This window comes from Clostridium sp. TJA085 (assembly GCF_058310235.1).
Genome location: NZ_JBZEEZ010000001.1, coordinates 879,707 through 904,256, shown reverse-complemented (window position 1 = coordinate 904,256; position 24,550 = coordinate 879,707). Strand labels below are relative to the sequence as shown.

At 25.8% G+C, this 24,550-nt stretch carries 22 protein-coding genes, 1 pseudogene and 1 riboswitch; of the genes and pseudogenes, 20 read left to right on the top strand and 3 right to left on the bottom strand.

The genetic code is table 11. The features are described from left to right. The first annotated feature begins 35 nt into the window (after positions 1-35). The 9 genes from purD (at position 36) to dhaM (ending at position 9,609) form a co-directional block, all read left to right on the top strand. Positions 36-1,283 carry a phosphoribosylamine--glycine ligase gene (gene purD / locus AC4FQW_RS04720; RefSeq protein ID WP_491147532.1) on the top strand — a complete coding sequence of 416 codons (1,248 nt, stop codon included), beginning with the start codon at positions 36-38 and terminating at the stop codon, positions 1,281-1,283. Between the two features lie 57 nt (positions 1,284-1,340). Further along, a riboswitch (cyclic di-GMP riboswitch) is annotated at positions 1,341-1,432 on the top strand. A 338-nt stretch (positions 1,433-1,770) separates the two neighbouring features. Next, positions 1,771-3,522 carry a sensor domain-containing protein gene (locus tag AC4FQW_RS04715; RefSeq protein ID WP_491147531.1) on the top strand — a complete coding sequence of 584 codons (1,752 nt, stop codon included), beginning with the start codon at positions 1,771-1,773 and terminating at the stop codon, positions 3,520-3,522. A 184-nt stretch (positions 3,523-3,706) separates the two neighbouring features. Beyond that, a complete protein-coding gene (locus AC4FQW_RS04710; RefSeq protein WP_491147530.1) occupies positions 3,707-4,879 on the top strand; it encodes a class I SAM-dependent methyltransferase in 1,173 nt (390 codons plus the stop codon). A 100-nt stretch (positions 4,880-4,979) separates the two neighbouring features. After that, a complete protein-coding gene (locus tag AC4FQW_RS04705) occupies positions 4,980-5,552 on the top strand; it encodes a hypothetical protein (protein WP_303129265.1) in 573 nt (190 codons plus the stop codon). A gap of 218 nt (positions 5,553-5,770) precedes the next feature. Next, positions 5,771-5,968 (top strand): hypothetical protein, encoded by a 198-nt coding sequence (locus tag AC4FQW_RS04700; protein ID WP_491147528.1) that lies wholly within the window; start codon positions 5,771-5,773, stop codon positions 5,966-5,968. A gap of 122 nt (positions 5,969-6,090) precedes the next feature. Continuing rightward, positions 6,091-7,371, top strand: a complete 1,281-nt coding sequence (locus tag AC4FQW_RS04695) for an L-cysteine desulfidase family protein (protein ID WP_491147526.1) — start codon at positions 6,091-6,093, stop codon at positions 7,369-7,371. 94 nt (positions 7,372-7,465) lie between these two features. Next, the gene (gene dhaK, locus AC4FQW_RS04690; RefSeq protein ID WP_491147524.1) at positions 7,466-8,464 is read left to right on the top strand and encodes a dihydroxyacetone kinase subunit DhaK; all 999 of its coding nucleotides are present in this window, start codon (positions 7,466-7,468) and stop codon (positions 8,462-8,464) included. 60 nt (positions 8,465-8,524) lie between these two features. Next, entirely contained in the window at positions 8,525-9,145 is a 621-nt protein-coding gene (gene dhaL, locus AC4FQW_RS04685; protein WP_491147523.1) for a dihydroxyacetone kinase subunit DhaL, read from the top strand. A 71-nt stretch (positions 9,146-9,216) separates the two neighbouring features. Beyond that, complete coding sequence (dhaM, locus tag AC4FQW_RS04680) at positions 9,217-9,609, top strand: dihydroxyacetone kinase phosphoryl donor subunit DhaM (RefSeq protein WP_303129255.1); 393 nt, start codon at positions 9,217-9,219, stop codon at positions 9,607-9,609. A 33-nt stretch (positions 9,610-9,642) separates the two neighbouring features. Here dhaM and AC4FQW_RS04675 read toward each other — a convergent pair whose 3' ends face one another. Then, positions 9,643-11,100 carry a cation:proton antiporter gene (locus AC4FQW_RS04675; RefSeq protein WP_491147522.1) on the bottom strand — a complete coding sequence of 486 codons (1,458 nt, stop codon included), beginning with the start codon at positions 11,098-11,100 and terminating at the stop codon, positions 9,643-9,645. Between the two features lie 599 nt (positions 11,101-11,699). Between AC4FQW_RS04675 and AC4FQW_RS04670 the strand changes: the two genes are divergently transcribed. The 8 genes from AC4FQW_RS04670 (at position 11,700) to AC4FQW_RS04635 (ending at position 20,097) form a co-directional block, all read left to right on the top strand. Further along, positions 11,700-12,902, top strand: a complete 1,203-nt coding sequence (locus tag AC4FQW_RS04670) for a YgeY family selenium metabolism-linked hydrolase (RefSeq protein WP_491147520.1) — start codon at positions 11,700-11,702, stop codon at positions 12,900-12,902. Between the two features lie 73 nt (positions 12,903-12,975). Then, positions 12,976-14,169 carry a knotted carbamoyltransferase YgeW gene (gene ygeW / locus AC4FQW_RS04665; protein WP_303130700.1) on the top strand — a complete coding sequence of 398 codons (1,194 nt, stop codon included), beginning with the start codon at positions 12,976-12,978 and terminating at the stop codon, positions 14,167-14,169. A gap of 109 nt (positions 14,170-14,278) precedes the next feature. Then, complete coding sequence (gene arcC, locus AC4FQW_RS04660; protein ID WP_491147517.1) at positions 14,279-15,211, top strand: carbamate kinase; 933 nt, start codon at positions 14,279-14,281, stop codon at positions 15,209-15,211. Between the two features lie 66 nt (positions 15,212-15,277). Beyond that, positions 15,278-16,669 (top strand): uracil-xanthine permease family protein, encoded by a 1,392-nt coding sequence (locus tag AC4FQW_RS04655; protein ID WP_303130697.1) that lies wholly within the window; start codon positions 15,278-15,280, stop codon positions 16,667-16,669. Between the two features lie 102 nt (positions 16,670-16,771). Beyond that, on the top strand, positions 16,772-17,305 hold the full coding sequence (locus tag AC4FQW_RS04650; RefSeq protein WP_491147515.1) for a nucleoside-triphosphatase: 534 nt from the start codon (positions 16,772-16,774) through the stop codon (positions 17,303-17,305). 8 nt (positions 17,306-17,313) lie between these two features. Next, complete coding sequence (locus AC4FQW_RS04645) at positions 17,314-18,345, top strand: ABC transporter substrate-binding protein (protein ID WP_491147513.1); 1,032 nt, start codon at positions 17,314-17,316, stop codon at positions 18,343-18,345. Further along, positions 18,345-19,322: a FecCD family ABC transporter permease gene (locus AC4FQW_RS04640; protein WP_491147511.1), complete on the top strand. Its 978-nt coding sequence runs from the start codon at positions 18,345-18,347 to the stop codon at positions 19,320-19,322. Before AC4FQW_RS04645 ends, AC4FQW_RS04640 begins: the two co-directional genes overlap by 1 nt. Next, positions 19,285-20,097 carry an ABC transporter ATP-binding protein gene (locus AC4FQW_RS04635; protein ID WP_368410189.1) on the top strand — a complete coding sequence of 271 codons (813 nt, stop codon included), beginning with the start codon at positions 19,285-19,287 and terminating at the stop codon, positions 20,095-20,097. Before AC4FQW_RS04640 ends, AC4FQW_RS04635 begins: the two co-directional genes overlap by 38 nt. 45 nt (positions 20,098-20,142) lie before the next feature. Here the strand turns inward: AC4FQW_RS04635 and AC4FQW_RS04630 are convergent, their stop codons facing one another. Further along, a complete protein-coding gene (locus AC4FQW_RS04630) occupies positions 20,143-21,243 on the bottom strand; it encodes an amidase domain-containing protein (RefSeq protein ID WP_491148156.1) in 1,101 nt (366 codons plus the stop codon). Further along, a pseudogene (locus AC4FQW_RS04625) lies at positions 21,220-22,116 on the bottom strand (M15 family metallopeptidase); the annotation flags it as partial. The pseudogene AC4FQW_RS04625 and the gene AC4FQW_RS04630, both read right to left, overlap by 24 nt. A gap of 116 nt (positions 22,117-22,232) precedes the next feature. Here AC4FQW_RS04625 and AC4FQW_RS04620 point away from each other — a divergent pair. The 3 genes from AC4FQW_RS04620 to AC4FQW_RS04610 all read left to right on the top strand — a co-directional run bounded on the left by AC4FQW_RS04620 (position 22,233) and on the right by AC4FQW_RS04610 (position 24,541). Then, positions 22,233-22,577: a hypothetical protein gene (locus AC4FQW_RS04620; protein WP_491147509.1), complete on the top strand. Its 345-nt coding sequence runs from the start codon at positions 22,233-22,235 to the stop codon at positions 22,575-22,577. A gap of 85 nt (positions 22,578-22,662) precedes the next feature. Beyond that, positions 22,663-23,205, top strand: coding sequence for a DUF5662 family protein (locus AC4FQW_RS04615; protein WP_491147507.1), 543 nt, complete (start codon positions 22,663-22,665; stop codon positions 23,203-23,205). A 274-nt stretch (positions 23,206-23,479) separates the two neighbouring features. Further along, complete coding sequence (locus tag AC4FQW_RS04610) at positions 23,480-24,541, top strand: exonuclease/endonuclease/phosphatase family protein (RefSeq protein ID WP_303130685.1); 1,062 nt, start codon at positions 23,480-23,482, stop codon at positions 24,539-24,541. The last annotated feature ends 9 nt before the right edge of the window (positions 24,542-24,550 follow it).

The window sequence follows — 24,550 nt, the reverse complement described above, 5'->3', positions numbered from 1 at the left end:
AGCTTTTTAGAATATAGTAAAAGGGGTTTTAAAATATGAATATACTTTTAGTTGGTTCAGGTGGAAGAGAACATGCAATAGCATGGAAAATATCAAAAAATAAAAAGGTAAATAAAATATATGTAGCTCCAGGTAATGGGGGTACTGCAATTGAGGATAAATGTGAAAATGTAAATATAACTGATATAGAAAATCTAATAAAGTTTTCAAAAGAAAATAATATAGATTTAACTATAGTTGGACCAGAAGAGCCTCTTATAAATGGAATAGTAGATAGATTTGAAGAAGAAGGATTAAAAATTTTTGGACCTAATAAGGCTGCTGCAATGCTTGAGGGGAGTAAAGCTTTTTCAAAGGACTTTATGAAAAAATATGGAGTGAAAACAGCAGAATATAATGTATTTTATGATGTGTATAAGGCAAAAAAATATTTAAATAATTGTAAATATCCAGTAGTAATTAAGGCAGATGGAGTTGCAGCTGGAAAAGGTGTTGTTATATGTAACAATAAATGTGAAGCTTTAAAGTCAATTGAAGATTTTATGGTATTAGATGTATTCAATGGAGCAGGTAAAAAAGTAGTAATAGAAGAATTTTTAGAAGGTATTGAAGCATCAATTCTTTCTATAACTGATGGTAATACTATTGTGCCATTTATATCAGCTAAAGATCATAAACAAATATATGATGAAAATAGAGGTCCAAATACAGGTGGAATGGGAGTTATTTGTCCTAATCCATATGTTACAGATGAGGTATTAAGAGATTTTAAAGAAAATATTATGGATAAAACACTAGAAGGAATAAAAGAAGAAGGATTTAATTTTAAAGGAATAATATTCTTTGGGGTAATGATAACTAATGATGGTGTAAAACTTTTAGAATATAATGTAAGAATGGGAGATCCTGAAACACAATCAGTTTTAGCTCTTATGAAAAGTGATTTTTTAGATATAATATATTCAGCTATGAATGAAAATTTAGAAAGTTTAAATATAGAATTTTCAGATGAAACTTGTATAAATGTAGTTATGGCGTCAGAAGGATATCCTTTAGAATACGAAACTGGATATAATATAAGTATTGGAAATGTTGATGATAAAGTGTTTATTGCAGGAGCTAAACTTGAAAGTGGTAACTTAGTTACAAGTGGTGGAAGAGTTTTATCTGTTTTAGGAATAGGAAATAATATTGAAGAAGCAAGATATAAAGCTTACAAAAATATAGAAAATATAATTTTTAAAGGAGCTTATTTCAGAACTGATTTAGGAATAATAAAATAATGTTAGTTAAAATAAATACTTGAAAAGCTTATAAAAATATAGTACTATTTAATAGTAAAAATAAATAGGCAAACTTAGAGAAATTTAAGGACGCAAAGCTATAGGGACTAAGGTTTTTATTTTAAAAACTATGTTAGCCAGTTGCCAAAAAGTAAACATACTTTTTGTTTTTAATTCAGAATATATGTAAATACACAATATATTTATTTTAGTTTAGATTTTGGCTACTCTTATTTTGAGTGGTTTTTTTTTATAATTTTTTAGATATGCCCAACAATTTAAATATTTATATATAATTAATAAAAGCGATAAAACTAATATTAATAGTTTTTATCGCTTTTATTATTAATGTATTATTTAAAAATATATACTTGATTAATATATGTATTAGTACGAAAATAAAATAGATTAGTAATTTTTGTATATTTTATTATTTAATTAAAAATATTATTTAATTAAATATAATAAGGAGATGTAAATTTAGTATATGAGTAAAAAAAGTCTAAAGAATATAATTAATTCTAAAGAGGCTAGAAAGTATTTAGAGAGAATTGAAAATATTGAAATATTACAAGAATTATATAAAGTAAAAAAGGATAAAAATAATTTGAATATTATAATAAAAAATATACCATTTGCTATTATCTTAAAAGATAATAATAGTTCAATACTTGAAGTAAATGATAATTTTTTGAATTATTATAATATTAAAAGAGAGGATATTATTGGGCAAAATTGGAGATATGAATTTAAAAAAGAACTCATAGAGAAAATAATATTAGAAGATAAAATGGTTATTAATAAAAGGGATAATATTCAATTTATTAGAGAAAAAATAATAAATGGAGAATTGAGAACAATAGAAGTTCATAAAATTCCAGTTTGGGACAATAAAAATAATGTTATAGGAATAGTTGTTATTTACATGGATATAGTTAATTTTGAAGGTTATAGTGATGAATTAAGAAAGTTAATATTTACTGATTCACTTACGGGATTAAATAATAGACGAAGTATATATACATATTTAAAAAAAATTAAGAAAGATACAGAGTATGCTTCATTAATTTCCATAGATATTGATGATTTCAAAAAGGTAAACGATACCTTTGGGCATTATTGGGGAGATAAAGTTTTAGTATTGATTTCTAATATATTTAAACGGGTTTGTAATGATGCTTTTGTAGCACGAATTAGTGGAGATGAATTTATAATTATTTATAAAGATGTAACTAACGAAAAGTTTTTAATAAAAAAGGTTAAAGAAATTATAAAGACTTTAAATTATCAGTTTAGAAAAAGAGAAAAAATAAATTCAATATCAGCAAGCTTTGGAATTTTAACGGATAAAATTAAAGATAATAAAATTGAAGATTTATTAAAAAAAGCAGATTTTGCTTTATATAAAGCTAAAATTAGAGGTAAAAATCAATATGCCTTTTACACTAAAGAATTTGAGAAAGAAAGATTATTTAAATTAGAAATAGAGAGAGAACTTAAAAGAGCTTTAAAAAATAATGAATTAGAATTATATTATCAGCCACAATATACTTATAATAAAAAAATAATAGGATTTGAAGCTTTACTAAGATGGAATAATGAAAAATTTAAGAATGTTCCTGTTGAAAAAATAATCAGTTATATAGAACAAGTTAATATGATAAATATATTTGGAAAATATATATTAAAAAAAGCATTAGTATTTTCAAAGGAAATAAATAAAAATAGAGAAGATCCTATAATTGTATCTGTAAATATTTCGGAAATACAAATAATGTATGAAAATTTTACAGATATAATTGAAAATTTATTAAAAGAAATAAATATAAATCCAAATCTTTTAGGTATAGAGATTACAGAAAACACTTTAATTAAAAATATAAAGTTTAATATAAAGAAACTTAAAAAGTTAAAAAAATTTGGAGTTAAGGTTTATTTAGATGACTTTGGAAAAGGATACTCATCATTAAATTATTTAATTAAATTACCTATATCGGGTATAAAAATAGATAAAGAATTTATACAAAATATGAGTAAAAGTGATGATTATAAAAAATTAGTAAAGTTAGCTGTAGATATAGGACAGTCATTAGAAATTAAAGTTGTTGCAGAAGGAGTTGAAACATACAAGCAACTTCACATATTAAAAGAAATGAATGTTGAATATATACAAGGATATTTATTTTCAAAACCTTTATGCGAAAAAGATGCTAAAAAATTAATTAATAAATTGAAATAAAAGCTTTGGATATAAATTTTAAAAAAGATGCTATAAATTTTTTGCAGCATCTTTTGTTTTATAATAAGACTTTATTTTTATATATTTTTTTCTTAGAGTGTTGTATTATTTTAATATAATAAATTTAATTATGTATAGACATAATTTATTTTAGAGAGAAAACAAAAAGTAAGGTGTGAACTTAATGGAAGAATTAAAAAGAGCTATAAAAGAAATTACAAATGAAAAAGCTTTTAAAATAGTTATAAGTAATAAGATGAACAAAGAAATAGAATATAAAAAGATAAATATTGAATTAAAAGAAAAAAACAATAAAGAATATTATCAAATAGAAAAATATACAGATAAACAAGTTTTTCATGAAAATATTGAGAAAGATAAGTTTGAAGGTAAGCTTTTAGAAATAATAGAAGAAAATTATAAGCAAGTTGATGCTTTTAGTGAAAATTGTAATATAAATATTAAGATTTCTAAAAAGGGAAAAGTATTTTTAGGAAAGAAAAAAGTTGATAATAAAAAGTTATGTGAATCATGTAATAAATCACATAATAAAGAAAAAAATTATATTCTTAAAGAAGGAATGATAATAGAACCTTTAATAGATTTAGGTATATTCACTAAAGAAGGAAAAGTAGTTAAATCAAAATATGATAAGTATAAGCAAATAAATAGATTTATAGAAATAATTGATGATGAGATAAAGAAAAATGAATATAAGGATCTTACAATATTAGATTTTGGTTGTGGTAAATCATATTTAACATTTGTACTTTATTATTATTTCGTAAAAATTAAAAATATAAATGTAAAAATGATAGGATTAGACCTTAAAAAAGATGTTATTAAAAAGTGTAATGATATAGCTAAAAAATATAATTATACTAATTTGCACTTTGAACTTGGTGATATAAATGGATTTAAATATAATAATAAAGTTGATATGGTAATTACATTACATGCTTGTGATACAGCTACAGATTATGCACTTTATAATGCAATAAAGTGGAATACTAAAATGATATTTTCAGTTCCTTGCTGCCAACATGAGTTTAATAGTCAAATAGAAACAGATAATTTAAAAATATTAACAAAGTATGGAATAATACAAGAGAGGGTAGCTGCACTTATGACAGATGCAGTAAGAGGAAATCTTTTAGAAACTTTAGGTTATAAAACTCAGCTTTTAGAATTTATTGATATAGCACATTCACCAAAAAATATTTTAATTAGAGCATCAAAGTCTAATATATCAAAAGATAAAAAGCTTAAGTCATTAAATGAAGTGGAAAAATTAATGAAAGAGTTTAATTTAAATCCAACTTTATATAAGTTATTAAAAGAAGATAAGTTAATATAATAAATTTTAGTAAGGTATTAATTAAAATAAATTATGGACTAAAATAGTTTAATATTATATAATAATTATTATTAAGTAACATAAGAAGTGAGGGTAATATATGGATAATAAAATAAGTTTAGTATATGAAAATGGAAAATACACTTTATATATAGATGAAAAAGTAATAAGCGTAAATAAATATATAGATAATGCAATAGATAATTTTACACAAACAATAAATAATAATGCAATATTAAAATCAATTCCTTGGGAAACTATAGAAAAAGATTTAGAAGAAATAAAAGATGATAGATTAGAAATAAATAATGAATTTAAAACACTTACATTTGGAGATATGAAGTACTTTTATAGCACAGATAAAGTATTTAATATGCATGGTGGAAATATGAAACAATTACTTGGAGGATATAACTTATTTTCTTTTGTTGTTAAAATGATAAGTGCAGGATATATAAAAAATTATTTAGAAATACTTAATTTCTGTGAAGAAGTGTTAAGTTATAAGGTAACTTATAGAACAACAGAATCAAGTATTTCTGTTTTAAGTCCATCTTTTAATTATGGTTCTGCAGAATATAACTTTGTAAGTGGAAAAGTTAATAAAGGTGCAACTATAGAAAATATGACTTTTAATGAATATAAACAATATGTTTTAGATAAAATTAAATAATTTTTATATGATTAAATTAAACTCTACTAATGATAATTAGTAGAGTTTTTGTAATAAAAAATAATTAAGGTTATTTAATAATATATTTTTAATAAAATAAAATTCTATAAAGGTTATAAAAATATTTTTTTTATTAAGATTGTAAACAATATCTTAAAGTAGTATATTAATTAAAATAAAAAATGTTAAAGTAATATCATGAAAGGGAGGACTTTAATATGAAAAGATGTTTATATTGTAAAAAAGAGATTAAAGATAATGGATATGAAAATAAAATAGGAAGTTTTTGTTCAGAAGACCATTATGATAAGTATTATAAATCATTATCAAAGGAAGAAATAATTGAAATTATGAATTCTATGTGTGTTTGCAGTGATGATTACAATAATTATAAATATAAAAAAAATTTGGTGTAAAACTTTATTTATATTATAAGTTTATAATAAAATATTAATGTAATTGATTACAAAAATTAAGATTATAATGATATAATAAAAATATAAAAGACCAATTTCTAATTTTAACTGGAGGGCATTTTATGAGAGACCTATATATAAAAACATTAAAGAGAGAAGTTATACCATCAGAAGGTTGTACAGAACCAATTGCTATAGCTTATGCAGCTTCTATAGCATCTGAAAATTTAGATGAAAAAATAAAATTTATAAACATAAAATTAAGTGCTAATGTAATAAAAAATGCATTAGGAGTTGGGATACCTGGAACTGGACAAGTTGGTATAGAAATAGCAGCAGCACTAGGTGTTGTAATAAAAAAATCTTATAAAAAGTTAACTATTTTATCAAATTTTAAAAAAGAAGAGCTTGAAGAAGCTAATAAAATAGTAAAAGAAAATATTATAAATATAACACAAAAAGATACAGATAAAAGTCTTTATATAGAAGTAGAAGTTATAGGTGAAAAATCAAAGTGTGTAGTAGTTATTGAGGACATACATACAAATGTAACTTTAATAAAAAAAGATGAAGAAATATTACTTGATAAGAAAATAGATAATTTAAATAATGAAGAAGATGAAGATTATAATTTATTTAAAATAGAGTCAATTTATAACTTTGCAAAAAATTGCAAGTTTGAAGATATAAAATTTATTTTAGAAAGTGCCAAGATGAATGGTAAAGTTTCAGCGGAAGGTTTAAAAGGCGGATATGGGTTAGAAGTTGGAAATAAAATTATTGAAAAAGGAAATTTTAATTTATTTTCAAATGATGCATCAAATAAAATAATTGCAGCATCAGCAGCAGCATCAGATGCCAGAATGGATGGTTGTACTATGCCTATTATGACAACAGCTGGTAGTGGAAATCAAGGAATAGCTTGTTCTATGCCTGTTGCAGAAACGGCATATATTTTGAAAAAGTCAGATGAAGAATTAGCAAGAGCTTTAGTATTAAGTAATTTGGTAACCATTCGTATAAAAAAGCATATGGGAAGATTATCACCACTTTGTGGTGCAGGAATTGCAGGTGCAACAGGGGCTTCATGTGGGATAACATATTTACTTGGAGGAAACTTGCAAAATATAAAATATTGTATAAATAATATGCTATCAGATGTTTCAGGAATGATATGTGATGGAGCTAAGCAAACATGCGCTCTTAAAATAGCTACTGGTACAAATGCAGCAATTCAATGTGCAAATCTTGCTATGAATGGAATTACTGCAACATCAAATGATGGAATTGTATCACAAGATGTAGAAAAAACTATTGAGAGTATAGAAAAGTTAATAAAAAATGGTCTTAAAAATGTTGATAATACAATATTAGATATAATGCTTAATAAGAAAAATGGTTAATAGATAAAATAAAAAATTTATAGTTTTTATATTTAAAAATATTTTTTAAAGTTAAATATTAAAATTTATAATATATAAAAAGGGGAGAATATATATGAAAAAGTTAATAAATGATCCAAGCAATGTTTTAGAGGATATGTTACAAGGAATTGTTTATGCGCATGAAGATTATTTAGAAAAATTAGATGGTTTTGATGTGTTAGTTAGAAAAAATTCTAAAGACAAGGGAAAGGTAGCTTTAGTAAGTGGAGGAGGAAGTGGTCATGAACCTGCACATGGGGGATATGTAGGTTATGGAATGCTTGATGCAGCAGTTTGTGGAGCTGTATTTACATCACCAACTCCAGATCAAGTATATGAAGCTATAAAAGCTGTAGATAATGGATCTGGAACATTACTTATAATAAAAAATTATACTGGTGATGTTATGAATTTTGATATGGCAAAAGAAATGGCTGAAATGGAAGGAATAAATGTTGATTATGTTGTTGTAAATGATGATGTTGCTGTTGAAGATAGTCTTTACACAGCAGGAAGAAGGGGAATTGCTGGAACTATTTTTGTTCATAAAATTGCTGGAGCAAAAGCTGAAAAGGGAGCAAGTCTTAAGGAAGTAAAAAATGTTGCAGAGAAAGTAATAAAAAATGTAAGAAGTATGGGAATGGCATTAACATCTTGTATAGTTCCTGCTGCTGGAAAAGCAAATTTTACTTTAGGAGAAGATGAAATTGAAATAGGAATGGGTATTCATGGTGAGCCAGGAACACATAGAGAAAAAATTTCATCAGCAGATAATATAGCTGAGCAGTTAGTAAATAAGATATTATCTGATATGCCTATAGAAAAAAATTCAGAAGTTGCAGTTATGGTAAATGGACTTTCTGGAACACCACTTATGGAATTATATATAATTAATAAAAAAGTTAGAGAAATGCTTAATGAAAAAGGAATTAAGGTTTATAAAACTCTTGTAGGTGAATATATGACTTCTTTAGAAATGGCTGGATGTTCAGTATCAATATTAAAGCTTGATGAAGAGTTAAAAGAACTTTTAGATTCAAAAGCAGATACACCTGCATTTAAAGTATTTTAAAAAATATTATAAAAACACTTAAGATAAATATATAATATAAGGTTTTATGGAGGAATAAAAATGAATGGTAAAAGGGTTATAGAAGTAATAGGAAAAATAAACGAAAAAATAGATTTAAAAAAAGAATATCTTACAGAACTTGATGCAGCTATAGGAGATGGTGATCACGGATTAAATATGAGTAAAGGATTTAATGCTGTTGTAGATAAACTTAAAGATGATGATGGAAGTAATATAGGCAATATATTTAAAAAGACAGGAATGGCATTAGTATCTAATGTAGGAGGGGCATCAGGACCACTTTATGGAACTGCATTTATGAAAGGTTCCATGATGGTTAATAATAAAGATAATATTGATATATATGATTTTATAAATGTTCTTAAGGCAGCTCTTGATGGAATTAAACAAAGAGGTAAAGCAGTAGAAGGAGAAAAAACAATGATAGATGCTTTAGAGCCTGCAATAAAAGCTATGGAAGAAGAATTAAAAAACTCTGACAATCCAAAGATTGTTTTAGAAAAAGGTAAGAATGCTGCAAAAAAAGGTGTTGAATTTACAAAGGAAATAAAAGCTACAAAAGGAAGAGCAAGTTATCTAGGCGATAGAAGTATTGGACACCAAGATGCAGGTGCAACATCAATGTATTATATATTAGAAACTATATATGAAGAAATATAAGAGAATTAGACAATTACAAAACAATTTTTTATAAATTTTAAATTAAGTTTTGAGAGGAAGATTAATAATATATGGTAGGATTAGTTATAATATCACATAGTGAAAATATTGCAAAAGGGGTAGTAGAAATGGCTGCTCAAATGGCACCTAATGTTCCTATTATAGATGCTGGTGGTACTTCTGATGGAAGAATAGGTACTGATATGGAAAAGATATCAGAAGGAATTAAAAAAGTATATTCAGAAGATGGTGTTTTAATTCTTTTTGATTTAGGAAGTGCTTATATGAATACTGAAATGGCAATAGATTTTTTAGATGAAGAATTTGATAAAGAAAAAATTCAAATTACAGATTGTGCTCTTGTTGAAGGTGCTATAACAGCAGCTGTACAAAGTAGTTTAGAAGAAAATATTGAAAATATAAAAAATGCTTTAAAGGATTTAAGTTTAAATAAAATTTTATAAAAAAAGATAAGGAGTTTTTAAACTCCTTATCTTTTAATTTTCAGGTAAATGAAGATCACAAACAGTAAGCATATTTAAAGTATCTTCAACAGAATTTTTAATTCCAGCTATTATGATAATATCATCTTTTTTTAGAATAGTATCTGCATTTGGCATAATTTCTTCGTTATTTCTAACAATAGAAAATATTCTACATCCTATAGGTAATTTACATTCTTTAAGTGATTTACCTATAAAATATTCACTACTTAAAACAAGTTCACGTATTATTATTTTATCTGATTTTTCAGATGTTTTAGCTGTATTTTTATCTAAAATTAAAAGTTTCTCAAATAATATAGGGAATATAATACATGAAATAACAGTAGTAACTATAAATGCAGAATAATCTGCTTCATTAATATAACCAAGTTGCATAGCCATTTGAGATCCAACTATAGTTAAACTAAGTTGTGCTGTAAGTATCATTGATGATGCTATAGCATTTCTTATACCATACTTTTTCTTAAGTAATAAGGAAGGTATTAATTTTACTAAAAATAATATTATTAAAAATACAGGTATTTTAGCTATAGAACTTGGGTTTTCAATTATAGAATGTAAATCTATATTTACACCAACCATTATAAAAAATATTGGAATTAAAAATCCGTAACCAATAACATCTAATTGGTGAGAAATTTCTTCTTTTGCTTTTCCAGCTAAAAGAGAAAATATTATTCCAGCTAAAAATGAACCAAGTATTATTTCACTACCAGCTTTTTGGGATATTGCAACAAGTACTAAAACAAGTACAAAAGCACCTCTAACACTTAAATGTAAATTTTTAAATGCTACTAAAGAAATATCTCTTTTTTTAAATATAAATTTAGTAAGTAAATATATAAATATAGCTGCTAAAAATATTATTAAAAATTCAAAGCTTTTTAAAGATAATCCATAAATAGAAACTGAAGAAATAAATGAAATTCCTATTAAACATACAAATTCAGCTATAATACCAAAAATCAATAAAGATTGACCAAATTCACTACTTATAATTTGTTTATTTTTTAAAATTGGAACAAGTAGTCCAGGAGCTGCTGCTGTAAATAAGAAGGTGAAAAATAATCTTCCGTTAGATATTCCAACAAATCTTAATATAAAACATAAAATAAATGATATAACAATTGAAATTACAAACATTTTTATACTTACAAAAATTTTGGAATCTTTTAAAGTTTCACCTTCAACCAATTTTAAGTCATCAAAGTTTATTTCAAGTCCACTTAAAAACATTAAATAAGCAAGACCTAAATCAGATAAAAATATAATCCATACATCTGGATGTATTATGTTTAAAAAACTTTTACCAAGTATTATACCTATAAATATTTCGCCAACTTGATAAGGAACTTTTAGTTTTTTTAATTTTGCCACTAAAAATGGCGTGAAGAAAGCTACGATAGCTAGAATCATTAAAGAATCATAATTAATTAAATGTTCTTCCATTTTAATGTCCTCTTTTCCTAAGTTTTATAATATTGTTTTGTTTAATTTTAATAATAAAAAATAAATTTATCAAGGAGAGTAGTACATTAAAATAATATTATATAAAAATATTAAATAAAATTAAAAGGTAACCTAGAAGAATATTCTAGGTTACCTTAAAACTAAAACAAAAATAAAAGAATGTAAAAATGAAAATAATCCTCAAATAATGAGAATCAAACAACAGGTTTATTTTACCACTAATAGAATAAAAAGTGAATATAAATTTTAAAATATATTATTTTTAAATGGTTTAACATAAAAATTTAAAGCAAATGCTAGAAATTTTAATTATCAAAATGATAAAAAAGTGATTTTTTCCATAAAAGTGGCTTATAAAATGATTTTTGAAGATTATCAAATTGAGAAAGAGATTATCAATTTGATAATCTTCATTTTTTTTATAAATAAAATATATAAATTTAATAAAAAATAGGTAAAAATTTGTGTTAAAACATATACTATAATCTTTTTTATAATAAAAAACTTGGCACAGATATTGCTGATATAAATAAGTGAGAAAAAAAGATAAAGATTTTTACGAATAAGGGGGAGAAATTATGGATTTCGAAAGAATTAAAAAATTATCAAAGGAATACGAACCTCAAATGACAAAGTTTTTGAGAGATTTAATAGCTATTCCAGGAGAAAGCGCTGGAGAAGAAGGTGTTATTAGAAGAATAGCAAAGGAAATGGAATCATTAGGATTTGATAAAGTAGAAATAGATGGAATGGGTAATGTTTTAGGTTATATGGGAACTGGAAAAAAACTAATTGCTTATGATGCTCATATAGATACAGTAGGTCTTGGAGAATTAAGTAACTGGGAATTTGATCCATATAAAGGATATGAAAATGATGAAGAAATTGGTGGAAGAGGTGCTTCTGACCAATTAGGTGGTATAGTATCAGCAACATATGGTGCAAAAATAATGAAAGATATGGGTCTTTTATCAGATAAATATACAGTTTTAGTAACAGGAACAGTTCAAGAAGAAGATTGTGATGGATTATGTTGGCAATATATCCATAACGAAGATAAAGTAAAACCAGAATTTGTAGTAATAACAGAACCTACAAATGGAAACATATACAGAGGTCAACGTGGACGTATGGAAATTAGAGTTGAAGTTAAAGGGGTTTCTTGCCACGGATCAGCTCCAGAAAGAGGAGATAATGCAATTTATAAAATGGCAGACATTCTTCAAGAAATTAGAGTATTAAATGATAACTTACATTATGATCCATTCTTAGGAAAAGGAACAGTTACAGTATCACAAATATTCTATAACTCACCATCACGTTGTGCAGTAGCAGATATGTGTGCAATTTCATTAGACCGTCGTTTAACAGATGGAGAAACATATGAAAGTGCATTAGAAGAAGTTAGAAGCTTACCATTCGTTAAAAAATATGGAGCAGAAGTAACAATGTACAAATATGAAAGACCAAGTTGGACAAACTTAGTTTACCCAACAGATTGTTATTTCCCAACATGGGTAATTCCAGAAGATGCACCAGCAACAAAAGCTATGGTTGAAGCATATGAAGGAATGTATGGAACACCAAAAGTTGATAAATGGACATTCTCAACAAATGGAGTTTCAATAATGGGAAGATACGGAATACCATGTATAGGATTTGGACCAGGAAAAGAAGAAGAAGCACATGCTCCAAATGAAAAAACATGGAAAGCTGATTTAGTAAGATGTGCAGCAGTTTATGCAGCAGTACCAACAATTTATTGTAGAGATAATAAATAATTTTTAAAAATATTAGTTTAAGTAGTTTATTAGAACAAACATATAATTTATTAGAGAAAAGGGGAAAAGAAAAATGGCTATAATGGAAAAATATATAGAAAAATTAAACAGCTTAAAATTTGATGAAATGTATAATAATGATTTTATGTTAACTTGGGAAAAATCAGATGATGAATTAGAAGCAGTATTTACTATTGCAGAAGCTTTAAAGGATTTAAGAAAACATAACATATCACCAAGAATATTTGATAGTGGACTTGGAATATCATTATTTAGAGATAATTCAACAAGAACAAGATTTAGTTTTGCATCAGCTTGTAACTTATTAGGATTAGAAGTTCAAGACTTAGATGAAGGTAAATCACAAATTGCTCATGGAGAAACAGTTAGAGAAACTGCCAATATGATTTCATTTATGGCTGATATTATAGGTATTCGTGATGATATGTTCATTGGAAAAGGTAATACTTACATGAGAGAAGTATCAAAAGCTGTAAAAGAAGGACATGAAGATGGTGTATTAGAACAAAGACCAACACTTGTTAACTTACAATGTGATATAGACCACCCAACTCAAGCTATGGCAGATACACTTCATTTAATTAATGAATTTGGTGGAATTGAAAATCTTAAAGGAAAGAAAGTTGCTATGACTTGGGCATATTCTCCTTCATATGGAAAACCATTATCAGTACCACAAGGTATTATAGGATTATTAACTAGATTTGGTATGGATGTTGTACTTGCTCATCCAGAAGGATATGAAGTAATGGCAGAAGTTGAAGAAGTAGCAAAAGAAAATGCTAAAAAATCAGGTGGATCATTTACAAAAACTAATTCAATGGAAGAAGCATTTAAAGATGCTGATATAGTATATCCAAAGAGTTGGGCTCCATTTGTAGCTATGGAAAAACGTACAGAATTATATGCTCAAGGAGACCAAGAAGGTATAGATAAATTAGAAAAAGAATTATTAGCACAAAATGCTAATCATAAAGACTGGGCATGTACAGAAGAATTAATGAAATTAACTAAGGATGGAAAAGCACTTTATATGCACTGCTTACCAGCTGATATAACTGGAGTAAGCTGTAAAGAAGGAGAAGTTGATGGATCAGTATTTGATAGATACAGAGATCCTCTATACAAAGAAGCAAGCTTTAAACCATATATTATTGCAGCTATGATTTTCTTAAGTAAAGTAAAAAATCCACAAGAAGTTTTAGCTAAATTAGAAGCACAAAATAAAATGAGAGAATTTAAGTAAGAAATAAGTCATTTAGGCTCTTATTAAATCAATTAAAAAAGAATTAGTAAGGGCCTAAATTTACTTTTAGGCTATAAATTTTAAATGGTATCAATTAGGGGGATAATTTATGAAAAAAATAGTAATAGCATTAGGCGGAAATGCATTAGGAAACAATTTAGAAGAACAAATGGTATCAGTTAAATCTACTGCTAAAGCAATTGTGGATTTAATAGAAGAGGGAAATCAAGTTGTTGTATCTCATGGTAATGGTCCACAAGTTGGTATGATAAATATTGCTATGAATGAATTTATTAAAAATAATCCTAAATATACTGCTTGTCCAATGTCTGTATGTGTAGCAATGAGTCAAGGATACATAGGATATGATTTACAAAATAGTATAAGAGAAGAACTTTTAAATAGAAATATAAAAAAGGCTGTTTCTACAGTAATTACTCAAGTAGAAGTAGATCCTAATGATAAAGCTTTTGAAAACCCAACAAAACCAATTGGAAGCTTTATGACAAAGGAAGAGGCTGATATTGCTATAAAAAATGGAGAAAAAGTAATAGAAGATTCAGGTAGAGGCTATAGAAAAGTTGTTGCTTCACCAAAACCAGTAAGTATTGTAGAATTAGATACAATTAAGGCATTAGTTGAAGATGACCAAGTTGTAATAGCTTGCGGTGGTGGTGGAATTCCAGTTGTAAGAGAAGGAAATAGCTTACATGGAGCAAGTGCTGTAATAGACAAGGATTTAGCAAGTTGTACTTTAGCTAAAGATTTAGATGCAGATTGTTTAATTATTTTAACAGCAGTAGAGAAAGTTGCTATAAACTTTGGAAAAGAAAATGAAGAATGGCTTGAAGATGTAAATATTAATGATATGAAAAAATATTTAGATGAAGGTCATTTTGCTCCAGGTTCTATGAAACCTAAGGTTGAAGCGGCTGTTGATTTTGCTGAATCTAAACAAGGAAGATATTCATTAATTACCCTTCTTGAGAAAGCTAAGGATGGAATAGAAGGAAACACAGGAACTAGAATAAGAAATTTATAAACATTGATATAATATACATGTTTATGTAAACGTATAATATGTATATTAATTTATGGGGGGACTCTTATGCAATTAAATGAAAAATCTTTACTTTTCCAATTTAATGGAAGACCAAGTTTAAAAGAAATAATACCATTAGGGCTACAACATGTTGTAGCTATGATAGTAGGATGTGTTACGCCAGCAATTATAGTAGCAGGTGTATGTAATTTAGCACCAAATGATAAAATATTACTTATTCAAACATCACTTATATTTTCAGGAATTGCAACTTTAATTCAATTGTTTCCTTTATTTAGAAAGATAGGTTCAGGACTTCCAATAATAATGGGTGTTAGTTTTGCTTATGTACCAACTTTAACAGCAATAGCAGGTGAATTCGATATAGCTACTATATTTGGCGCTCAAGTAGTAGGTGGAGCTGTTGCTATTATATTTGGTATTTTTGTTAAGAAATTAGCCAAATTTTTCCCGTTAGTAGTAACAGGAACTGTTATATTTTCAATAGGATTATCACTATATTCTGTTGCTATTAAATATATAGCAGGTGGTGCTGGAAGTCCAGATTTTGGATCACCAAAAAACTGGGCAGTAGCCATGATTACTTTAGCAGTAGTTGTTTTTTTAAATCATTTTACAAAAGGTACATTAAAACTTGCTTCTATATTAGTTGGAATAGTAATAGGTTATATTGTTGCATTATGTCTAGGAATGATTTCATTTGATTCAGTTACTTCTGCTGGATATTTTGCAATGCCAAAATTTATGCATTTTGGTATGACATTTAATGCTACAGCGATTATTTCCATGGTTATAATGCATATTGTAAACTCAGTACAAGCTATTGGAGATCTTTCAGCTACAACAGGTGGTGGTATGGATAGAATGCCAACAGATGAAGAATTATCAGGTGGTATAATTGGAAATGGAGTATCAAGTATATTAGGATCTTTCTTTGGATGTATGCCAACAGCTACATTTAGTCAAAATGTTGGTATTGTAACTGTTAATAAAGTTATAAATAGATCAGTATTTGTTTTTGCATCTATAATAATTATTATATCAGGTATAGTACCTAAGTTTTCAGCTATATTAACTAGTATACCTCAATGTGTACTTGGAGGAGCAACTTTATCTGTATTTGCAACTATAACAATGACTGGTGTTAAGATGATTTCACAAAGTAAGCTTACTAACAGAAATGTTGCAATAGTTGGATTATCAGTTGCACTTGGTGTTGGTATAGTACAAGTTCCTGATTCATTAGCATTATTCCCAAGTTGGGCTATTTCTATATTTGGTAAATCATCTATAGTTGTAACAACATTAGTTGCTATATTTTTAAATTTAGTTTTACCAAAAGATAAGGAGGAAACAACTCCAGAAAAAGATATAGAAAGTGCTGAAGAATTTGAAAAAGAACTTGAAGAGGAAAAAGAGAAAGTTATTCAAAAATAAAAATTAGTTTACATTTTAAATATTAGGTGTTAGTAAAGTGAATTGAATAACTTTCTAACACCTATTTTTATAAGAATAATTAATTATCAAGGAACTTGAAATATGAAGAATATATTTTTAACAGGAATTAGTGGTTGTGGAAAAAGTACTTTAATAAATAAAATATTAGATACTTTAAAAATTAAATATAGTGGTTATAGAACAAGACCTTATTTTATAAAAGATATAAATAAAGGTTTTTACATGGAAGGTTATATAAAATCTAAAAATAACTTCAGTCCTATTTCTGTAAAATTTGAAAGTGAAAAACCTATTCCTATATTAGAAACATTTGAAGTTTTAGGGTGTGAAATATTAAGAGAAAGTATTAAGTATTCAAATACAAAATTAATACTTATGGATGAAATAGGTATATTAGAAGATGGCGCATTAGAATTCAAGAAGGAAATTATAAATTGTATTGAATCTAAAAAAATAGTATTAGGAGTTATTAAAAAGAAAGATAATAGTTTTTTAAACTATTTAAAGAATAGGAAAGATATAATCGTTTTTGATATAGAAAATAAAAATAATCAACAATTAGATGAGATATATTTTTATATTTTAGAAGAAATAAAAAAATATATGGGAAGGTGATGAGTATTATGAGGAGATATAAAAAGTTTACAGCGTTATTATTATGCATGATATTTTTTATGGGAGTTTTAGGTGGATGTAGCAGTTCTTCTAAAGATAATAAAGAAAGCAAAAGCAATATTGTAGTTACTGATGCTTTAGATAGAAAGGTTGAAATAAAAGGAACACCACAAAGAATAGCATCATCTTATTATATATCAACTGCTTTATTAGTTTCACTTGGAGTTCAAGATAAGTTAGTTGCAGTAGAAGGAAAAGCTAAAACTAGAGAGCTTTATAAAATGGCAGCTAAAAATATACTTGATTTGCCATCAATAGGAAATGCTAAAAATATAAATGTTGAAGAAATTGCAAAGCTTAAAGCTGACTTAGTTATAATACCAACAAGATTAAAGAATTTTATTCCTAAACTTGAAAAACTAAAGATACCAGTAATAGCTATTGAGCCTGAAACATTAGATGGGTTTATTAATACTGTAGATATTATTTCTAAGGCTGTAGGAAAAGAAGAAAGAGGAAAAGAGTTAGTTGATTACTATAATAAAACTATAGATAAAGTAAAAGATTTAACAAAGAATATTAAAGATAAAAAATCAGTTTATTTATCAGGAACTAGTAATGTATTAAGAACTTGTACAGGAAAAATGTATCAAAATTATTTAATAAATACTTGTGGTGGAATAAATGTAACATCAAACTTAAAGGATGGATATTGGGCTAACATATCAGTTGAAGAGCTTATAAAATATAATCCTGATAAAATTTATATAGTTGAGTATGCAAAATATTCAAAGGATGATGTTTTAAAAGATAAGAGACTTCAAGGTATAAAAGCTATAAAAAATAAACAAGTATATGTATTCCCATCAAAAATAGAACCATGGGATTATCCAACACCTAGTTCAGCACTTGGTATGTTATGGACTGTTAATAATTTATATCCTGAAGTATATTCAAGTAAAGATTATGAAAAAGCAGCAAAAGATTTTTATAAGAAGTTTTATGGTATTGAAGTAAATAAGGAAGACATAGGTTTATAATGAAAAAGCATAAAAAGATAATATATATAACAGTATTATTTTTACTTATATTTATTACTTTATTTACAGGTAGATATAAGGTTGATTTAAAAGATATTATAGTTAATTTTAGAGATAGCCAAGATTTTATGATTTTATTCAACATAAGGTTACCAAGGTTAATTTTAGTTGTTATAAGTGGGGCTGCTTTGGCTTTGGCTGGAATGGTATTTCAAAATATATTCCAAAATCCATTAATTTCACCAGATGTGTTAGGATTAACTTCAGGGTGTTCATTAGGAGCTGTTATTGCAATACTTTTTATGGCAGCAAATCCTATAGCTATACAATTAAATTCTTTTGTTTTTGGAATTTTATCGGTAATATTTTCATTAGTCTTAGCTAAAAATGTTAAAGAAAATAGAATGTTAGCTTTAGTTATATCAGGAATTGTAACAGGTGCATTGGCATCTGCGCTTATAATGATATTTAAGTATTTTGCAGATCCATATAAGGAATTACCATCAATAGAGTATTGGCTTATGGGAGGTTTTCATAATAGTACATGGAAAGATGTTTTTTATGTACTACCAATAGTTGTAATTTGTGTAATTGCAATAAATTTAATTAAGTGGCAATTAAAGGTTGTTACTATGGGGGATACTCAAGCCAAACTTTTAGGTGTAAATTTAAAAAGAATTAGAATATTAGCTATATTATTTTCTACATTACTTGTATCTTCAGTAGTTTCTGTTGCCGGTATAGTTAGTTGGATTGGACTTTTAGCTCCACATATAGTAAAGCTTCATTCAAGCAATGATATAACAAAAACAATATTTTTAACTCTTTTAATGGGAGCAATTTTACTTCTTGTAGCTGATACTTTGGCAAGATCAATAAGTAGTACAGAAATACCTATAAGTATATTAACATCTTTAGTTGGAGCGCCATTTTTAGTGTATCTTATTAACAAAAGGGGCGATAAAAATAGAATTTAATGATAAGTTAATATTAAAAAATTTAAATGTTAATTATGGAAGTTTAAAAGTTTTAAAAGATATAAATATGATTTTAAAGCCAGGTGAAGTAAATACGCTTATAGGATTAAATGGAGCAGGTAAAACAACTCTTTTAAAATCTATATGTGGAATATTAAATAATGTATCTGGAGATATATTTTTCAATAATATAGATTTAAGAAAATTAAAAGATAAGGAACGAGGAAAAATGATATCTTTTATTCCTCAAAATATTCATAGCAATCAGGATTATTCGGTAGAAGATATAGTTACTATGGGTGTTACTCCTTATTTAAGCATGTTTGAAATGCCGTGTAGTGAACATTATGAAAAAGCTAGGGATATTTTAAAAGAATTGAATTTATATCATTTAAAGGATAAATGTATAGGCGATTTAAGTGGTGGTGAAAGACGTATGGTTTATTTAGGGCGCGTACTTATGCAAAGAAGTAAAATTGTACTTTTAGATGAACCAAATACATTTTTAGACTGCGTAAGGCAACATGATTTATTTAAGTTTATGATAAAGTTAATTAAAGAGAAAAACTTAATATCTTTATTTACATTACATGATATAAATTTAGCTCTTAGATATAGTGACAAAATATATATATTAAATGAAAATACAATTACACAAGTTATAGATTGTAGAAAAGAAGGGTATCAACAAAAACTTATTAATGAGCTTAGAAGAGTTTATTCAAAGGATTTTTCTATAATGGAAACAAAAGTAGGCCCCATGCTTATATATTAAATAAAAATTACCTCGTAACCTTAAATTGTTACGAGGTAATTTTTATTAATAGTGAACTCTTATAATCCAAAATTTCATATTTTTATCACTCCAACCTAAATCCCAAGGAACATCATTTCTATCAGTGTTATGACAAGTTACTAAAGGATATCCTTTAGAATCCAATCCTGTAACGACAGAAACATGTGTAATATCACCTTTTTTTTCGTATGCAACAAAATCACCAGGTAATAATTTAAATGAGAGTTTATAAACATTTTCATAATTTCCTCTAGCAATTAAGCTAGCTCTTCCGCTATAAAGCATATAGTTAGTAAATGTTCCAGCATTTATCCAAGGGGCTGTTGCACTTCCTTTTTCATCATAATTCCAAGTACGATTTTTAGGAAATTTTCCGCCTTCATATAAGGTTTGAGAAGCAAAATTTGCACAATCTCCACCTTCTGCATTGAAGTCTCTATAATTTTTGTTATATATTAATCCAAGTTTAGTATCATGAGCTAATCCACAATATTCTTTAGCATAAGCAATTGCACCTTTTCTTTTTTCGTTAAGATTAGAAAGATCTTTTGGAACTTGACTAGTAATATATTTAGTTATATCGTTGGTTTTTAAAGATTCTAATTTTAATGAGTCTGCAAATGGATCTTTATACCACTCCTTAACAATTGACCATTTATTATTTTTTCTAACTATTTTAAGATAGTGATATGTTCCTATTTTAGATTTATTTATTTCCTTGGGAATATCTTTATAAACATAGTTATATTCTGTATTACATATTATAGCAAAGGAAGCTTCATCTTTTTTTATTGTAGATTTTTTTATTAGTATTTTTGGATTTATAATGGTAAATTCAACACCTTGTTTCTTAGCCCAATTATCTATATATTTAACTTTTTTTTCTTCGTATTCATATGCCCATTTTCCATATTTAGTTGATGTATCATATAGAGATTCTATTCCTTTTAAATCTTTTGTAAGTGTTCCTTTGCTTCTAGTTAAAAATATATTTTTTACTAATTCATTCATTTCTTCTTTAGATGGCATATTTTCTAAGGAATTATTATCAGTTTTATTATGGTCATCTTCTAAAAGTTTTGAAAAAGTAGTTGTATTATTTAATTTGTCTTCAATTAAGGAAATATAATTTTTATTTTCATCAGTTAAAGGAACTCCTTCAAACCAATTATCAGAAGAATTATTGTTTGCAAAGTACTTAGCTTTTAATATTATTTCAGGTCTATATTCAAAGTGAAGTATATCAAAGTATCCCCACTTTCCACCCCAAATAAAATTATTATCTTCAAATATTTTAACTAATCCTCTTGGATATTCAGATAATCTTTTTTCACCATTTTCTTTTGAAGTCCATTTCCAATAATCTCTATCATCACGTTTTAAATCAATAGCTATTCCATAAGAATGAGGACTTAATCTTGAAGTGCCTGATATAACTCTATAATTATAAGTTCCACTTGCAGGATATAATATATTATTTATATCAGTTCTTGTTTTACCAAGATTTATTGCTTCTCTAAGAGCATTTTCTAAAGATTTATTTGCATTATTTTTTTTATTGAATTGATAATTTGGATATCCATATTTTAAGTTAATTAAGTTTTTTTCAATAGAAGCTTTAGAGGAGCCATAAACTTCATTTAAGAGGCCGTAATGTCTTATTCTACCAGGATTAAATTCTTTAGATATAGTATCAGTTTTATCAAGTGGATAAACTTGTTCTAACATATCTTGTATATCAGGATTATTAAGTTTTTCATTTGGAGATTTTTCTTTTTTATCATCATAAATTATTTTTTTACCTGATTTTAAAATTAAATAAACTTTACTATCTTTAAGCTCTAAATCTTTTATATATCCTGGATAAGCTAACATTATAGATAATATGTCTTGTTTCATTTCTGTTAAATAATCTTTATTTTCTGAAGCTTTTGGTATAAGTTCAATGCTAAGACTAATGAATAAAAATAAAATAAATACTCTAAAAATTTTCTTCATATTATTACCTACCTTTTTTTAAAAGTATCAAAAATAGTTTAACCTTAATCAAATATTTTTATATATGGTAAAATAATAATAAAGTTAAAAATTATAGATGAAAGAGAGAAAAGATTATGAATTTACAAAATGTATATGAAGAATATAACAATACAAGTAAGGAATATATAAATTTAATTAATAATATACTTAAGGATGATTTAAAAGAATTTAATTATGAAACATTAGTTAGTCTAAAAGAATATAAAGAAAAGTTTGAAGTTTTAATGGAACGAGCTAGTGAAATTATAACAGGGGATGAAAATGAAATGAATTTAAAGGATTTAAAATATTTAATTTTAGATACAATATTTTTATCTTCAGATCTTATGTATTTTTATGATTTAAAAGAAACTGAAAGATTTAAAATGAGATTTGCTAATTTTTTAAATAAAAGAAGAAGAGCAGAGTTTGGCTTTTAATAAAATATATATAAAGAAATTATAATATGAATAAATAGATTTTAAATTGAAAATTAATAATATAAAGTAATTTAGGGGGATTTAAATGAATGCTATAAAACACTTTAAAACAATAACTAATCATAAATTATTAGTTATGAAATATTGTTTTAAAATTGGACTTTATAAGCAAGGAATACTACATGATTTATCAAAATACTCATGGATAGAATTTAAAGCAGGAATAAAGTATTATAAAGGAATTGAAAGTCCAAATGGTATACAAAAGAAGGTAGAAGGGGTGTCTACTGCATGGTTACATCATAAAGGAAGAAATAAACATCATTTTGAGTATTGGATAGATTACGGTGTTAATCCTAATGATGGATTACAGGGAATGAAAATGCCTAAAAATTATGTAGTTGAAATGTTTATTGATAGAATGAGTGCTTCAATGAATTATCAAAAGAAAAAATATACTGATAAAAGTGCCTTAGAATATTATGAAGCAAGAAAGCAATATTATTTATTACATGAAGATACTAGGATTTTATTAGAACTTCTTTTAAAGAAATTAGCTAATGAAGGAGAAGATAAAACTTTAAAATATATAAAAAATATAGTTTTAAAAGATGATTTTGTAGTTTAATTTTACAAATAAATTTATTTTTTAGGAGATATATTTATGAGATATGGTATACTTTCCTTTATTTAAGGAAGCTTTTAATTGTTTTAATGAAAATCCTTATAAATTAATTGCTATCTTGATAATATATGTATATATAAATGGGAAGATAACACTTAGAATTTACATAAAGAGTTTATTATAAAAAATAAATTTAAATTTTAAAAATAATTTAAATATGTTTTTTTATTACCGCAAATTATGTATAATAGTATAATCATAATTTAGGGGGAACAGCATGAAATTATTTTTAAAATCGTTATTAGGAATATTATGTATTTTATTAATATTAGTTATAGGTTATGTTATATTTATGATTGTATCTGATTACAGACCAGAAGCTGAAGAAAAGGTACAAATAGATAATAATCAAAAGAAAATATTAGAGTTTAAGAAAGAATATACGTTAACAACATTTAATGTTGGCTATGCAGGAATGGACAAAAATGTTGATTTCTTTATGGATGGTGGTACTATGTCAAGGGCCATAAGTAAAGAAGCAGTTTTAGAAAATTTAAATGGCATAGAAAATATAATGAAAAATTTAAATTCAGATTTTTATTTTTTACAAGAATTAGATAAAAAAGCAACTAGAAGTTATAAAGTAAATGAATATGAAAGTATAAAAGATAAATTCACAGATTATAGTACTTCTTTTGCAAAAAATTTTGATGTAGCATGGGTTCCGCTTCCATTAACACATCCACATGGTCAAGTTTTAAGTGGAATAATGACTATGTCAAAATTTGATTTTAATTCAGCAACAAGATATGACTTACCAGGAAAAGAAAGTTTCTTTAGACAATTAGGTGATCTTGATAGATGCATGTTAGTAAATAGAGCAAAACTTTCAAATGGCAGAGAACTTGTTTTAATAAATGCACACCTTTCAGCTTACGATAAAGGTGGAAAAGTTAGAAAAGTACAATTAGGATTTATTCAAGATTTTGTTGTTAATGAATATAAAAAAGGAAATTATATAATTCTTGGTGGTGACTGGAATCATGAACTTCCAGGAACTAATGCATTTAATTTTAAAACAACAGAGTCACATCCAGATTGGCTTCAAAAGATACCAAATAATTTTGTACCTTCAGGTTTTAAGATTTATGCAGATAAAGATACACCAAGCAATAGAACTGTTATGAATCCATATGTTGAAGGTAAAAACTTAAGATCAGTAATTGATGGATTTATGGTGTCAGATAATATAGAAGTTAAAAGTGTTAATGGAAAAGATTATAATTTTAGATATAGTGATCATAATCCAACAACACTTACATTTAGTTTAAAGAAATAATATAAATAA

What these genes read in the sequence shown, in the direction of transcription:
- purD (WP_491147532.1), top strand. Translation starts at nt 36, where the DNA reads ATGAATATACTTTTAGTTGGTTCAGGTGGAAGAGAACATGCAATAGCA.
- AC4FQW_RS04715 (WP_491147531.1), top strand. Translation starts at nt 1,771, where the DNA reads ATGAGTAAAAAAAGTCTAAAGAATATAATTAATTCTAAAGAGGCTAGA.
- AC4FQW_RS04710 (WP_491147530.1), top strand. Translation starts at nt 3,707, where the DNA reads ATGGAAGAATTAAAAAGAGCTATAAAAGAAATTACAAATGAAAAAGCT.
- AC4FQW_RS04705 (WP_303129265.1), top strand. Translation starts at nt 4,980, where the DNA reads ATGGATAATAAAATAAGTTTAGTATATGAAAATGGAAAATACACTTTA.
- AC4FQW_RS04700 (WP_491147528.1), top strand. Translation starts at nt 5,771, where the DNA reads ATGAAAAGATGTTTATATTGTAAAAAAGAGATTAAAGATAATGGATAT.
- AC4FQW_RS04695 (WP_491147526.1), top strand. Translation starts at nt 6,091, where the DNA reads ATGAGAGACCTATATATAAAAACATTAAAGAGAGAAGTTATACCATCA.
- dhaK (WP_491147524.1), top strand. Translation starts at nt 7,466, where the DNA reads ATGAAAAAGTTAATAAATGATCCAAGCAATGTTTTAGAGGATATGTTA.
- dhaL (WP_491147523.1), top strand. Translation starts at nt 8,525, where the DNA reads ATGAATGGTAAAAGGGTTATAGAAGTAATAGGAAAAATAAACGAAAAA.
- dhaM (WP_303129255.1), top strand. Translation starts at nt 9,217, where the DNA reads ATGGTAGGATTAGTTATAATATCACATAGTGAAAATATTGCAAAAGGG.
- AC4FQW_RS04675 (WP_491147522.1), bottom strand. Translation starts at nt 11,100, where the DNA reads ATGGAAGAACATTTAATTAATTATGATTCTTTAATGATTCTAGCTATC.
- AC4FQW_RS04670 (WP_491147520.1), top strand. Translation starts at nt 11,700, where the DNA reads ATGGATTTCGAAAGAATTAAAAAATTATCAAAGGAATACGAACCTCAA.
- ygeW (WP_303130700.1), top strand. Translation starts at nt 12,976, where the DNA reads ATGGCTATAATGGAAAAATATATAGAAAAATTAAACAGCTTAAAATTT.
- arcC (WP_491147517.1), top strand. Translation starts at nt 14,279, where the DNA reads ATGAAAAAAATAGTAATAGCATTAGGCGGAAATGCATTAGGAAACAAT.
- AC4FQW_RS04655 (WP_303130697.1), top strand. Translation starts at nt 15,278, where the DNA reads ATGCAATTAAATGAAAAATCTTTACTTTTCCAATTTAATGGAAGACCA.
- AC4FQW_RS04650 (WP_491147515.1), top strand. Translation starts at nt 16,772, where the DNA reads ATGAAGAATATATTTTTAACAGGAATTAGTGGTTGTGGAAAAAGTACT.
- AC4FQW_RS04645 (WP_491147513.1), top strand. Translation starts at nt 17,314, where the DNA reads ATGAGGAGATATAAAAAGTTTACAGCGTTATTATTATGCATGATATTT.
- AC4FQW_RS04640 (WP_491147511.1), top strand. Translation starts at nt 18,345, where the DNA reads ATGAAAAAGCATAAAAAGATAATATATATAACAGTATTATTTTTACTT.
- AC4FQW_RS04620 (WP_491147509.1), top strand. Translation starts at nt 22,233, where the DNA reads ATGAATTTACAAAATGTATATGAAGAATATAACAATACAAGTAAGGAA.
- AC4FQW_RS04615 (WP_491147507.1), top strand. Translation starts at nt 22,663, where the DNA reads ATGAATGCTATAAAACACTTTAAAACAATAACTAATCATAAATTATTA.
- AC4FQW_RS04610 (WP_303130685.1), top strand. Translation starts at nt 23,480, where the DNA reads ATGAAATTATTTTTAAAATCGTTATTAGGAATATTATGTATTTTATTA.